The sequence below is a fragment of the Streptomyces hirsutus genome (genome assembly GCF_001418415.1).
Lineage (GTDB): Bacteria > Actinomycetota > Actinomycetes > Streptomycetales > Streptomycetaceae > Streptomyces > Streptomyces hirsutus.
Genome location: NZ_LIQT01000382.1, coordinates 1 through 12,971, shown reverse-complemented (window position 1 = coordinate 12,971; position 12,971 = coordinate 1). Strand labels below are relative to the sequence as shown.

The 12,971-nt window shown below is 74.0% G+C and carries 12 protein-coding genes; 7 read left to right on the top strand and 5 right to left on the bottom strand.

The genetic code is table 11. The annotated features are described in order from the left end of the window. Positions 1 to 51 precede the first annotated feature (51 nt). Both AOK11_RS26885 and AOK11_RS26880 read right to left on the bottom strand, forming a co-directional pair. Entirely contained in the window at positions 52 to 1,386 is a 1,335-nt protein-coding gene (locus AOK11_RS26885; protein ID WP_055596304.1) for a PH domain-containing protein, read from the bottom strand. Then, complete coding sequence (locus tag AOK11_RS26880) at positions 1,383 to 1,880, bottom strand: PH domain-containing protein (RefSeq protein ID WP_055596309.1); 498 nt, start codon at positions 1,878 to 1,880, stop codon at positions 1,383 to 1,385. The genes AOK11_RS26885 and AOK11_RS26880 overlap by 4 nt, the downstream gene beginning before the upstream one ends. Positions 1,881 to 2,061: 181 nt before the next feature. Here AOK11_RS26880 and AOK11_RS26875 point away from each other — a divergent pair, with 181 nt between their 5' ends. Further along, entirely contained in the window at positions 2,062 to 3,213 is a 1,152-nt protein-coding gene (locus AOK11_RS26875) for an NADH-quinone oxidoreductase subunit D (RefSeq protein ID WP_055596308.1), read from the top strand. Between the two features lie 71 nt (positions 3,214 to 3,284). On the opposite strand, the gene AOK11_RS26870 is transcribed toward AOK11_RS26875, so the two are convergent. After that, entirely contained in the window at positions 3,285 to 4,373 is a 1,089-nt protein-coding gene (locus tag AOK11_RS26870; protein ID WP_055596307.1) for an SAM-dependent methyltransferase, read from the bottom strand. A 191-nt stretch (positions 4,374 to 4,564) separates the two neighbouring features. Here AOK11_RS26870 and AOK11_RS26865 point away from each other — a divergent pair, with 191 nt between their 5' ends. From AOK11_RS26865 to AOK11_RS26855, 3 genes are all read left to right on the top strand, one after another. Beyond that, complete coding sequence (locus AOK11_RS26865; RefSeq protein ID WP_055596303.1) at positions 4,565 to 5,767, top strand: sensor histidine kinase; 1,203 nt, start codon at positions 4,565 to 4,567, stop codon at positions 5,765 to 5,767. A 65-nt stretch (positions 5,768 to 5,832) separates the two neighbouring features. Beyond that, the gene (locus tag AOK11_RS26860) at positions 5,833 to 6,504 is read left to right on the top strand and encodes a response regulator transcription factor (RefSeq protein ID WP_055596302.1); all 672 of its coding nucleotides are present in this window, start codon (positions 5,833 to 5,835) and stop codon (positions 6,502 to 6,504) included. A gap of 49 nt (positions 6,505 to 6,553) precedes the next feature. Then, on the top strand, positions 6,554 to 7,213 hold the full coding sequence (locus AOK11_RS26855) for an AAA family ATPase (protein WP_055596301.1): 660 nt from the start codon (positions 6,554 to 6,556) through the stop codon (positions 7,211 to 7,213). 145 nt (positions 7,214 to 7,358) lie between these two features. Here the strand turns inward: AOK11_RS26855 and AOK11_RS26850 are convergent, their stop codons facing one another. Further along, on the bottom strand, positions 7,359 to 8,501 hold the full coding sequence (locus tag AOK11_RS26850) for a DUF5937 family protein (RefSeq protein WP_055596306.1): 1,143 nt from the start codon (positions 8,499 to 8,501) through the stop codon (positions 7,359 to 7,361). Positions 8,502 to 8,668: 167 nt separating this feature from the next. Continuing rightward, complete coding sequence (locus AOK11_RS26845) at positions 8,669 to 9,940, bottom strand: threonine aldolase family protein (protein ID WP_420903017.1); 1,272 nt, start codon at positions 9,938 to 9,940, stop codon at positions 8,669 to 8,671. 155 nt (positions 9,941 to 10,095) lie between these two features. Between AOK11_RS26845 and AOK11_RS26840 the strand changes: the two genes are divergently transcribed. The 3 genes from AOK11_RS26840 to AOK11_RS26830 form a co-directional block, all read left to right on the top strand. Next, on the top strand, positions 10,096 to 11,109 hold the full coding sequence (locus AOK11_RS26840; protein ID WP_055596300.1) for a Rossmann-like and DUF2520 domain-containing protein: 1,014 nt from the start codon (positions 10,096 to 10,098) through the stop codon (positions 11,107 to 11,109). Next, positions 11,106 to 12,101: a pantoate--beta-alanine ligase gene (gene panC / locus AOK11_RS26835; RefSeq protein ID WP_055596299.1), complete on the top strand. Its 996-nt coding sequence runs from the start codon at positions 11,106 to 11,108 to the stop codon at positions 12,099 to 12,101. Before AOK11_RS26840 ends, panC begins: the two co-directional genes overlap by 4 nt. Further along, a partial coding sequence (locus AOK11_RS26830; RefSeq protein WP_157869453.1) for an FAD-dependent oxidoreductase occupies positions 12,098 to 12,971 on the top strand: 874 nt, incomplete at its 3' end. The genes panC and AOK11_RS26830, both read left to right, overlap by 4 nt.

Below are 12,971 nucleotides of genomic sequence, written 5' to 3'. Positions count from 1 at the left end.
CGGGACCCCGTTCGCGTGGCCGGGCCGGGCGCCGGACGCCCGGCACCCGGGTCAGGCCATCCACCGGTCCGGGCGGGCGTCCCGGCGGCCGGTCCGGGACCGTTCCGCCTGGGCCCGCAACAGCTCCGCCGCCTCGTCGGCGTCCCGGAGCCGGGCGACCACGGACTTGTCGGCCCCGGTGTCCACATGGACGTCCGCGACGCCCCGGGCGCGCTGCCAGGGCCCCTGGACCAGCCGTACGCTCTGCACCTTGGCGTGCGGCACCAGTGCGACGGTCCGGGTCAGCCGGCCGTGCCGAGCGGCGAACACGGTGTCGGTGACGGCGAGTCCGTAGCCGCGCCACCACACCGGCACGCACCACCGCGCGCGCCGCGGCGGCCGGGACAGCTCCGCGTGCGACGGCACGCCGACGCCGGGCAGCACCCGCGCGACGACGGATTCGGCGATCTCGCGCGGAGCGACCGGCAGCAGCAGGGAGTTGGACGAGCCCGCCACATCGAGCTCCACCCGCACCCAGCCCCGGCGCCGCCACAGCAGCGGCTCCACGATCCGCACGGTCTGCACCCGCCCCGGCGGCACCGTCTCGTGCGCCCGGTCGAGGAGACCGTGGTCGATCCGCAGCCCGTCGGGCGACTCGCCCAGGGTCCAGTCGTACTCGGTGACGAACCGGCCGACGCTGCTCGCGCCCACCGCGCCGGCCACCGGGACGGCGGCGGCGAGGAGTGTCCACAGGCTGTGGGTGGTCATCCACAGCAGCGGCAGCGCGACGGCGGCGACGATCAGCCAGACCCAGGTCGCGGCGGTCAGCGCGAGGGAGAGGGCGAGGACGCCGGGCGGCACGCGCAGCAGCTGCCGGGACGGGGCCTCACCCACCTCGTGCGCCGTCTCGGGTGCGAAACCGGCCGCCCGCGCGAGCAGTTCGGCACGCAGCGCGCGGGCGTCGTCGGCGCCCAGGAAGGCCAGCTCGTCCTTCTTGTCGGTCCCTATGACGTCGAGTTTGAGCTTGGACACGCCGGCGACCCGCGCGAGCAGCGGCTGGGTGACGTCGACGGCCTGGATCCGCTCCAGCCGGATGTGCGCGGTACGCCGGAACAACAGCCCGGTGCGGATGCGCAGTTCGCTGTCGGTCACCGCGAAGTGGGTGAACCACCAGGTCAGGAAGCCGTAGAGGGCGGCGGCCGGGATGAGGACGCCGAGACCGATCAGCAGGGTGGTCGTCGTCAGCCGGGTCAGCTGGCGCTGCGCCTGGTCCGGGTCGTGCAGCGCCCACCCGATGACGACCGCGACGGGCGCCCACGCCCGCCTGAGCGGCGTGACGGGGTGCAGCCGCCGCTCGATCACGGGCCGCCGCTCGCGTACGGCCTCGGGAGCCTGTGGGGCGGTCACAGCCCCGCCGATCGGGCTTCGCCCAGCTCGGTGAGCCGGTCGCGCAGGCGTTCCGCCTCGGCCGGGACGAGACCGGGGATGGTGGCGTCGGTCGCCGCGGCCGCCGTGTGCAGTTGCACGCTGGCCAGCCCGAAGTGCCGTTCGAGGGGCCCGGACGTCACCTCGACCAGCTGCATCCGCCCGTACGGCACGACTGTCTCCTGACGCCACAGGACGCCCCGGCTGATCAGCAGGTCGTCGGAGCGCTCGGCGTACCGCCAGGAGCGCCAGTTACGCTCCAGCATCACCCAGCCCCAGACCAGCAGGGCCAGCGGCAGCAGGGCGAACGCGGCCCATCCGGGCCCGGCCAGCAGGCCCGGGACCAGCCCGGCGGCCAGCGTGAGCAGCCCCAGCCACACCACCAGCATCAGCCGGCGCACCTTCAGCAGCCCCGGTGGCAGCGCGATCCACTTCGGCTCGCCCCCGGCAGCCGCCGGCGTGCCGGAAGGGACCACCGGCTCCACCGCTTCCGTCGTCGCGGCCGGTCCCGCCGCCGGTCCCGCCGCCGGTCCCGCCGTCGTCCCGGTGGTCGTCGTGGTCGCCGTCGCCTCAGCGGGCCGTTCCTGCCCCGCTGTACCCGCGTCGTGCGGGTTCCCCGTCTCCATGGCCCCAGCGTACGTAGGGGAGACTGTGTTCATGACTCCTACGACGGAGACCATGGTCGGCATCGGCGGCGCCGCGGAGAGCACCGACATGGTGCTCAACATCGGGCCCCAGCATCCGTCCACGCACGGTGTGCTGCGGCTGAAGCTCGTCCTGGACGGCGAGCTCATCACCCGTGCCGAGCCCGTGATCGGTTACATGCACCGGGGCGCGGAGAAGCTGTTCGAGGCGCGGGACTACCGGCAGATCATCATGCTGGCCAACCGCCACGACTGGCTGTCGGCGTTCTCCAACGAACTGGGCGTGGTCCTCGCCGTGGAGCGGATGCTCGGCATGGAGGTCCCCGAGCGCGCGGTGTGGCTGCGCACGCTGCTCGCGGAGCTGAACCGGGTGCTGAACCACCTGATGTTCCTCGGTTCCTATCCGCTGGAACTCGGCGGCATCACACCGGTGTTCTACGCCTTCACCGAGCGCGAGGAGCTCCAGCACGTCATGGAGGAGGTCTCCGGCGGGCGCATGCACTACATGTTCAACCGCGTGGGCGGCCTCAAGGAGGACCTTCCGGCGGGATGGACCACACGCGCGCGCGCCGCCGTCGCCGACGTGCGCTCCCGCATGGACCGCTTCGACGACCTGGTGCTCGGCAACGAGATCTTCCGCGGCCGCACGCGCGGTGTCGGCGTCCTCTCCCCGGCGGCCGTGCACGCGTACGGGGTGAGCGGGCCGATCGCCCGGGCCTCGGGCGTCGACCTCGACCTGCGCCGCGACGAGCCGTATCTCGCGTACGGCGAGCTGGCGGACGTCCTGAAGGTCGTGACCCGCGAGGAGGGCGACTGCCTCGCCCGCTTCGAATGCCTCCTGGAACAGACGTACCACGCCCTCGACCTCGCCGAGGCCTGCCTCGACCGGCTCGCCGACCTGCCCCCGGGCCCCGTCAACCAGCGGCTTCCGAAGGTGCTCAAGGCGCCCGAGGGACACACGTACGCGTGGACCGAGAACCCGCTCGGCATCAACGGGTACTACCTGGTCAGCAAGGGCGAGAAGACGCCGTACCGGCTGAAGCTGCGCTCGGCGTCGTACAACAACGTCCAGGTGCTCACCGAACTGCTGCCGGGGACGCTGGTCTCGGACATGGTGGCGATCCTGGGGTCGATGTTCTTCGTGGTGGGGGACATCGACAAGTAGGGCAGCAGGCAAGTAGGGCAGCGGGCAAGCAGGGCAGCGGGGCAGCGGGGGAAGGCAGGGGGAGAGCCGTCTCAGGCGGTGTCCGCCAGCACGTCCGGGATCCCGACCGGCTGCAGCAGCCACCCGAAATCACCGAGCCCGCCCGGCGCGACGAGCTCGGCGGCCTCCGAGGCGGCGGCCAGGGCCCGTACGTAGCCGGCGGGGTCGGTGGACGCGAGGGCGAGCGGGGGGCGCGAGCCGGTGAGACCCAGGGCGCGCAGGGCGGCCCGCTGGGGGAGCAGCCGGGTGCCGGGGAGCGGGCAGGCCGCCGCGCAGGCGTCCAGGGCGACGTGCGCGGTGATGTCGCACGACCCGTCCGGTACGGGCGTCGTCCCGCGCCCCTCCCGGAAGCCCGTGAGCGTCCCGAACGGCGGGCGCGCGCCCGCCGTGTGCGCGTAGTCCACGGCGACCGCGAGCCCCCGCGCGAGCGTCCCGACCGCCGACGCCCAGGCCAGATCCCGGGGCAGCCCGATCTCCGCCCGCAGTCCCGCTCCGCTCGCGGCCTCCGGGGCGGCTCCCGGGGTGGCCTCCCCCTCCGTCATGGCCTCCCCGTCGTCCGTCACGGGTCGCTCGCCCGCCAGGGGCCACCACCGTGCCAGCCACTCCGCCTCCGGGCCCGTGACCGGCGGCCCGAGCCGTTCCGTTCCGTCGTCGCCCACCAGGACCAGCCGGGGGACGCCCGCCGGGTCGACCTCGGCGACCTCCAGGGGCACGTTGTCCAGCCACTCGTTGGCGAACAGCAGCCCCGTGGTCCGCTCCGGGGGCTCGGCCCGCCACTCGATCCGTCGGTCGAGACCGCCGGGACGGCCGGCGAGCTCGACGGCGCACGCCCGCGTGCGCGCCGCCACGTCGGCGGGCAGCGCGGCGAGCACACCGGCGGCCAGTTCGCCCCGTCCCGCCGCCATGTCCACGAAGTCGAGCACCGCGGGCCGGCCCAGCGCCTCGTCGACCCGGCACAGCAGACGCGCCACGGCCTCCGCGAACAGCGGTGAGGCGTGCACCGACGTGCGGAAGTGTCCGGCGGGGCCCTCCGGCCCGCGGTAGAACCCGTCCGGCCCGTACAGAGCCGCCCGGGTCGCCGCCCGCCACCCGCGCGGGCCGCCTTCCGTCCCTGCCGTCACCGGTCCCACCCGCCCGTTGTCGCCCATGTCACCGGTGCCGCCGGCTCGTCGCCGCCGCCGCTGCCGTCGTCATCGGCCCAGGTTACGTGCGGGGACACGCCGGGCCTCCACCTTGCGGAGTACGCGTACGGACCGGGGATCGGCCCTCCGGTTGACCCCTGCACGCATTTCGCTTCCCTACGCTGGGTCACGTGCAGCGCCTCTACGATTTTCTCCGCAGGCACCCGGCATGGGTCGACGGCTTCTGGGCCGTGGTCCTGTTCGGGATTTCGTTGTCCAGCGGAGCACCCGTCGAGGAGGGCCACGGGACCCCGCCGACGGCCGTGGCCGTACCGGTCATGCTGCTGTTGTCCCTGGTCGTCGCGCTGCGCCGCCGGATGCCGGAGCGGATGCTGGTGCTGGCCCTCGTGGTGGCCCTGCTCCAGGTGGTCCTGAACGTGGCGACGGTCCCGGCCGACTTCGCCCTGCTGGTGATCGTCTACACGGTCGCCGCCGTCGGCGCCCGCTGGGCCTCCCGGCTCGCGCTCGGCGCCGGCCTGTGCGCGGCGCCGGTGGCGCAGGCGCGCTGGCCGATCGAGGACGTGAGCGCGGCGGGCAACATCGCCATGGTGATATTCCTGACCGTGCCCTTCGTCCTCGCCTGGGTGCTCGGCGACTCCATGCGCACCCGGCGTGCCTACTTCGCCCAGCTCGAGGAGCGCGCCGCGCGGCTCGAGAAGGAGCGCGAGGCACAGTCGAAGGTCGCGGTCGCCGCCGAGCGCGCCCGCATCGCGCGCGAACTGCACGACGTCGTCGCGCACAACGTGTCGGTGATGGTGGTGCAGGCCGACGGCGCCGCCTACGTCCTCGACGCGGCGCCCGACCAGGCCAGGAAGGCGCTGGAGACGATCTCCTCCACCGGCCGCCAGGCGCTCGCCGAGATGCGCCGCCTGCTCGGCGTGCTGCGCACCGGCGAGCACCAGGAGGCCGGGGAGTACGTGCCGCAGCCCGACGTGCGGCAGATCGAGGACCTCGTCGAACAGTGCCGGGAAGCCGGGCTGCCGGTGGACTTCAAGGTCGAGGGCACCCCGCGTTCCCTGCCCAGCGGCCTCGAACTCACCGCGTACCGCATCGTGCAGGAAGCGCTCACCAACACCCGCAAGCACGGCGGGCCCAACACGGGGGCCAGCGTGCGCCTGGTGTACTTCGACGACGGTCTCGGCCTGCTCGTCGAGGACGACGGCAAGGGCGCCCCGCACGAGCTGTACGAGGAGGGCGGGTTCGACGGCCAGGGGCACGGCCTGATCGGCATGCGCGAGCGGGTCGGTATGGTCGGCGGCACCCTGGACGCGGGTCCGAGGCCGGGCGGAGGATTCCGCATCAGCGTCCTGTTGCCCCTCAAACCCGCTCATTGACACCTGAACGTTTGCGCACGCCCTTTATTGACACCTGTAACACCTTCTGGATGGAAGAGGCCCCGATGGCGATCCGCGTGATGCTCGTCGACGACCAGGTGCTGCTGCGCACCGGGTTCCGGATGGTGCTCGCCGCACAGCCGGACATGGAGGTCGTGGCGGAAGCGGGCGACGGCGTGGAGGCCCTCCAGGTGCTGCGGTCCACCGCCGTCGACGTGGTGCTCATGGACGTCCGGATGCCGAAGCTGGACGGGGTGGAGACGACCCGCCGGATCTGCGAGGACACCGACCCTCCCAAGGTGCTGATCCTGACCACCTTCGACCTCGACGAGTACGCCTTCTCCGGGCTGAAGGCGGGCGCCTCCGGCTTCATGCTCAAGGACGTGCCGCCCGGCGAACTGCTCACCGCGATCCGCGCGGTGCACAGCGGCGACGCCGTGGTCGCCCCGTCCACCACCCGCCGGCTCCTGGACCGCTTCGCACCCATGCTGCCGAGCACCACCAAGCAGCCCCAGCACAAGGAGCTGGAGCGGCTCACCGAGCGGGAACGGGAGGTCATGGTGCTGGTCGCGCAGGGCCTGTCCAACGGTGAGATCGCGGCCCGCCTGGTGCTGTCGGAGGCCACCGTGAAGACCCACGTGGGCCGCATCCTGACCAAGCTGGGGCTGCGGGACCGGGTGCAGGTGGTGGTCCTCGCCTACGAGACGGGACTGGTACGGGCCGGCGGACAGAGCTGACCTTGCGCACAGGGCTGACCGGGCGCCCTCGCGTCGGTAGGGTCTGCGCATGCTGCTGTGGATCAACGGTCCTTTCGGGGGCGGCAAGACGCAGACCGCGCACGAGATACGGCGCCGGTTGCCCGGCAGCGTCATCTGCGACCCCGAGCACGTCGGCTTCGGCCTGCACCGGATGCTCCCGCCGGAACTCCGGGGAGCCCGCGGCCGGAAGCCGCTGCTAGAAGACTTCCAGGAGCTGGCCTCCTGGCGGCAGGGTGTCGTCGAGGTCCTCGACCTCGTCCTGACCCGGCACGACGGCGTCGTGATCGTGCCCATGACGGTCACGGACCCGGACTGCTTCGCCGAGACCGTCGGCCGGCTGCGCGAACTCGGTCACGACGTACGTCACTTCGCCCTGCTCGCCGAACGGGAGACGGTGCTGCGGCGGTTGCGCGAACGCGGCTTCGGCCGCCTCCTGAAGTACGTCGGCGGGAAGAACGCGGTCCCGCGCAGGGAGAGCTGGGCCGTGCGGCGGCTCGACCACTGCCTGGAGCGCCTGGGCGAGCCGGAGTTCGCCGAGCACCTGTGGACCGACCACACGACCGTCCCGAAGACGGCGGACCGCATCGCCGTCCTGGCCGGACTGACCCTGCACCCCAACCACGAGGGCCCGCTGCGGACCCGGCTGCGGCAGGCGGGCGTCGGCATCCGGCACATCCGCTTCGACTGACCCGCTTCGCCACCTCCGCTCCGGCCGACCCGCTTCGCCACCTCCGCTCCGGCCGACCCGCTTCGCCACCTCCGCTCCGGCCGACCCGCTTCGCCACCTCCGCTCCGGCCGGTCGGCACCGGCCGGCCCGTGTCCGGGGCCGCCGTCAGCGCAGAATGCCCTCCAGGAAGTCGCTGCCGAGCCGGGCCACGACCGTCACGTCCAGCTGGTGCAGTACGTACCGGCCGCGGCGGCGCGTGGTGAGCAGGCCCGCCTTCTTCAGCACGCCGAGGTGACGGGATATCTCCGGGGCCGTCATGCCGTGCACCTGGGCCAGCTCACCGGTGGTGTACGCGCTGCGCGCGAGGTGACGGCACAACCGCATGCGGACGGGGTGGGACAGCGCCGTCATCCGCAGGGCCAGCTGCTCGACCGTCGGCGGCGCGGCGAGCTCGGGGGAACCGACCGGGTAGTGCAGCACCGGCTGCCAGCCGTACCGGTGCAGGACCATCAGGTGCGGCCGGCCCAGGCTCGTCGGGATCAGCAGCAGGCCGGTGTCGGCCGTGGCCGTACGGGTGTCACCGAGTTTGTCGACCGTGATCAGGCCGGCGTCCAGATCGACGGTGACCGAGGGGGACACCGCGGCCAGCGCCTCGGCCAGCCCTTTGTGCCGCAGCAGGTCCGTCTTGAGCCGGGTGTCGGCGGCGAGCTGATGACGCAGCCGGGACCAGGCCTCGGCGAAGAACGCCTCGTCGCAGTCCTGGAGGAACTCCCGCAGCCAGGCCCGGATCCGGGGCGGATCGGCCAGCAGCCCTTCCGTGAACCGCACCTGCCGGGGCCCCCGCGCGGCGGCCAGCTCCAGCGCCCGGTGGCGCATCCTCTCGTCGGTGAGCGGGCCGGGGCCCGGCGTTTCATAGGGGAACGCACAGGTGAACTCCAGCGCGGCGGACACGAACTGCTCGTCCGACAGTTTGTCCAGCAGCTCCAGCTCCTCGGCGAGGTCCGTGCCGGGGAGCGCGCCGCCGGGGACGCCCGCGCACGCCAGGAACAGGTCCGAGAACGTCGTACGCCACAGGAAGTCGGCCTCGCACATCCGGTCCGCCAGATGCGGGTCCAGGCGTGCGGTCACGCCCGTCACCCAGCTCTGGAGCCCGGGGTGGTGGGCCGGCTCGGACAGCGCGTGCAGCGCCATGCCGAGCTCGGCCAGCGGGGACGGCACGACGGCGATCCTCCCCCGGGCTCCCGGTTCCGCCCGGGCAGGGGCCGGCCCCGTCGGTCTCAGCCCCGAGATGTCGATGCGCACGCTCATGCCCTCATCGTGCACTCCGCCGCTGACGGCGCCGCCCCGATTGACGGCCGTCGTCAATCGGGGCGGCGATCGGGAGCTCCTGCCCCTGCGACGGCCCTCGGCCCCTCGGCCCCTCGACCTCTACGCTTCTACGCCGGTCTCCGTGCCCCTACGCCTGCGCTTCGCCCCTACGCCCGCGCTTCCGGCGGCAGCCGCCGTACGAAGTCCGCGGCCGCGGTCCGTACGTCGTCGGCCGTCCACTCCAGGCCCGCCGCCCGCACGTACACCTCGGTGAGGGCCAGACCCGGTCCCTTCGGATCCCAGTGGTTGGCGAACAGCGCGGCCCCCGTCTCCTCGGCCGCCCGGACGGCCGCCTCGGCCAGGACGTCGGCCCCGTACGGCAGCCACACCTGGAAGTCGTGGGTGTGCGGCACCTCGGGGTGGACGCGCGCCCACGGCACCCCGGCCTCCGCCAGCCCCTCGCGCAGGGCGGCGGCCACCACACGCGCGTGGGCGACGTACTCGGGCAGCCGGGGCAGCTCACGCTCCAGACCGATCAGCGCCGACAGCGCGGTCGGGAACTGCTGGAAGACATTGCCTCCGTACCGGTGCCGCCAGGCCCTGGCCTCCTCCACCAGCGTCGCCGGACCGGCGAGCGCCGCACCGCCGAAACCGTCGAGGGACTTGTAGAACGACACGTAGACGCTGTCCGCCAGGGCGGCGATCTCCTCCAGCGGACGGCCGAAGTGCACCGTGCACTCCCACAGCCGGGCCCCGTCGAAGTGGACCACGGCCTCGCGTTCCCACGCGGCGTCCACCACCTCGGTCAGCTCCTCCCAGGTGGGCAGCACGAAACCGGCGTCCCGGAGGGGGAGTTCCAGCATCAGCGCGCCGAAGGGCTCCTCGAAGTCCCGCACCTCGGCGGCGGTCGGCATCCGGGGTTCACTGGTCACCCGCACCGGAGACAGGCCGCTGACCCGGCTGAACGCGTTCCGCTCGTGCACCTCGGGATGGCCGAGCCCGTGCAGCGCGACCACCGGGTTGCCGGTACGGCCCGCCCAGCAGCGCAGGGCCACCTGCTGGGCCATCGTCCCGGTCGGGAAGAACGCGGCGGCCTCGGTGCCCAGGAGTCCGGCGACCCGTTCCTCCAGCGCCTCGACGACGCCGTCGCCGTAGAGGTCGGCCGTCTCGTCCAGGTCGTACACGCCCGCCGCCGCGTCCAGCAGGGCCAGCCGCTCCCGGAGAGGGCCGAGGAAACCGAGGCGCGCGAGCGCGCGCGGGGCGTCGCGGCAGGCGGCGATCCGCCGCTCGCGGAGCTTCCGGCCCCGTTCCCGATCCGTCCCTTGCTCCGGCTCTCGAGCCGGCTCCCGGTCCGGGCCCGGTTCCGCCCCGGCCCGCCGCCCGTCCCCGTCCTGTGCCGCAGTGCCGTTCTCCGCCGTATCACCCATGCCCGGGATCATCCCGCGTACGGACGCGCGCGGGCACCCGGGTTTCCGCCGCGGTGGTCCACACCCTGTGGACCACCGCGCGCCGGGGAACCGGCCGCGTTTCGCGTTAACATGACGAAAAATCGTCCGGTACCCCGAGCGGACTGGAACGGGAAGGCCGTCGTCGCGTGAACACAAGCCCACAGCCAGATCCCAGGGACCGCCCCGCGCGGCTCAGCGTCGGTGTGGTCGGCGCCGGGCGCGTCGGACCGGCCCTGGCGGCGTCCCTGCAGCTCGCCGGGCACCGTCCGGTGGCCGTGTCCGCCGTCTCCGCCGCCTCCCGGAAGCGCGCCGAGCAGCTGCTCCCCGACGTGCCGGTGGTCGCGCCCGCCGAGGTGCTGGAGCGGGCCGAACTGGTGCTGCTGACCGTCCCGGACGACGCGCTGCCCGAGCTGGTGGCCGGGCTCGCCGAGACGGGTGCGGTACGGCCGGGACAGCTCCTCGCGCACACCTCCGGGCGGTACGGCGCGAAGGTGCTGGACCCCGCCCTGCGGGCCGGCGCGCTGCCGCTGGCCCTGCACCCGGCGATGACGTTCACCGGCACCCCCGTGGACGTGCAGCGGCTCGCCGGATGCTCCTTCGGCGTCACCGCGCCCGAGGAACTGCGGCTGGCCGCCGAGGCCCTCGTGATCGAGATGGGCGGCGAACCGGAGTGGATCGCCGAGGAGAACCGCCCGCTCTACCACGCGGCCCTCGCCCTGGGCGCCAACCATCTGGTCACCCTGGTCGCCCAGTCCCTGGAGCTGCTGCGCACCGCCGGGGTCGAGGCCCCCGACCGGATGCTCGGCCCGCTGCTCGGCGCCGCCCTGGACAACGCCCTGCGCTCCGGCGACGCGGCCCTCACCGGCCCCGTCGCGCGCGGTGACGCGGGCACCGTCTCCGCCCATGTCACCGAGCTGCGCCGGCACGCCCCGCAGACCGTCGCCGGCTATCTGGCGATGGCCCGCGCGACCGCCGACCGCGCCCTCGCCCACGGCCTGCTGAAGCCGGAGCTCGCCGAGGACCTCCTCGGGGTACTCGCCGACGGGGCGACGAGCCCCGGCGGTCCGGGAAACCGGGGCGCCCGGGGCAATCCCGGTGACCCCGGTGACCCCGGTGACCAGGGCGATCAAGGCGGCGAAGGCGAAGGGGACACCCGATGACCACCACCCTGCTGCGCACCGCGGCCGACCTGCACGCACGCGCGCGTACGGGCCGCCGAGCCGTCGTGATGACCATGGGCGCCCTGCACGAGGGCCACGCCACCCTGATCCGCGCCGCGCGCGACCTCGCGGGCGCCGAGGGCGAGGTCGTGGTCACCGTCTTCGTCAACCCGCTGCAGTTCGGCGAGGGCGAGGACCTCGACCGGTATCCGCGCACCCTGGACGCCGACCTCGAGCTCGCCGGGCAGGCGGGCGCCGACGTGCTCTTCGCCCCGTCGGTCGACGAGGTCTACCCGGGCGGCGAGCCCCAGGTCCGCGTCAGCGCCGGACCCATGGGCGAATGCCTGGAGGGCGCCGCCCGCCCCGGCCACTTCGACGGTGTGCTCACCGTCGTCGCCAAACTGCTGCACCTCACCCGCCCCGACGCCGCCCTGTACGGCCAGAAGGACGCCCAGCAGCTCGCGCTGATCCGCCGCATGGTCCGCGACCTGAACTTCGGCGTCGACATCGTCGGCGTCCCCACCGTCCGCGAGCCCGACGGACTGGCCCTCTCCAGCCGCAACCGCTACCTCTCCGCCGCGGACCGGCGCACCGCCCTCGCCCTGTCCGGCGCCCTGTTCGCCGGCCAGGACCGGCACGCCGCGCAGGAGGCGCTGCGCGCGCGGGCCCGCGAGGTGCCCGCCACGCACGCGCGCGTCGAGGCGCTGAACGCGCTCGGGGAGTCCCGCGCGGCGGCCGACGCCCACGCCGTCGCCACGGCGGGCGGACCCGAGGCCGTCCGTGTCGCCGCCCGCCAGGTCCTCGACGGGGCCGCCCGCTTCACCCCGCCGCTCACGCTGGACTACCTGGCCCTGGTCGACCCCTCGGACTTCACCGAGATCGGCGACGACTTCACCGGCGAGGCCGTGCTCGCCGTGGCCGCCCGGGTCGGCACGACCCGCCTGATCGACAACGTCCCCCTGACCTTCGGCACCCTCGGAGCCGCCTCGTGACCAGCACCGGCATACGACTGCACGCTCCCGCGCCCGGGTGGTCCATCGCCGCGGACGTCGTGGTCGTCGGCTCCGGCGTGGCCGGACTGACCGCCGCGCTGCGCTGCGAGGCCGCCGGACTGGCCACCGTCGTCGTCACCAAGGCCCGGCTCGACGACGGCTCCACCCGCTGGGCCCAGGGCGGCATCGCCGCGGCCCTCGGCGACGGCGACACCCCCGAGCAGCACCGGGACGACACCCTGGTCGCCGGCGCGGGCCTGTGCGACGAGGAGGCGGTCCGCATCCTCGTCACCGAGGGCCCCGACGCCGTACGCCGTCTCATCGCCACCGGCGCCCACTTCGACGAGTCCGAAGAGGGCAGCCTGGAACTCACCCGCGAGGGCGGCCACCACCGCCGGCGCATCGCGCACGCGGGCGGGGACGCCACCGGCGCGGAGATCTCCCGTGCGCTGGTGGAGGCCGTACGCGCGATCGGGAGCGGCGAGCGCGAAGCGCTCCCGGGCGAGGGCGGTGGGGGGCGACGGGCGGGACTGCGCACGATCGAGAACGCGCTCGTCCTGGATCTGCTCACGGACGCCGAGGGGCGCAGCGCGGGTGTGACGCTGCACGTCATGGGGGAGGGCCAGCACGACGGCGTGGGGGCCGTGCACGCCCCCGCGGTGGTGCTGGCGACCGGTGGCATGGGCCAGGTCTTCAGCGCGACCACGAACCCCTCCGTCTCGACCGGCGACGGGGTGGCGCTGGCCCTCCGTGCGGGCGCCGAGGTCAGCGACCTCGAGTTCGTGCAGTTCCACCCGACCGTCCTCTTCCTCGGTCCGGACGCGGAGGGCCAGCAGCCCCTGGTCTCCGAGGCGGTCCGCGGCGAGGGCG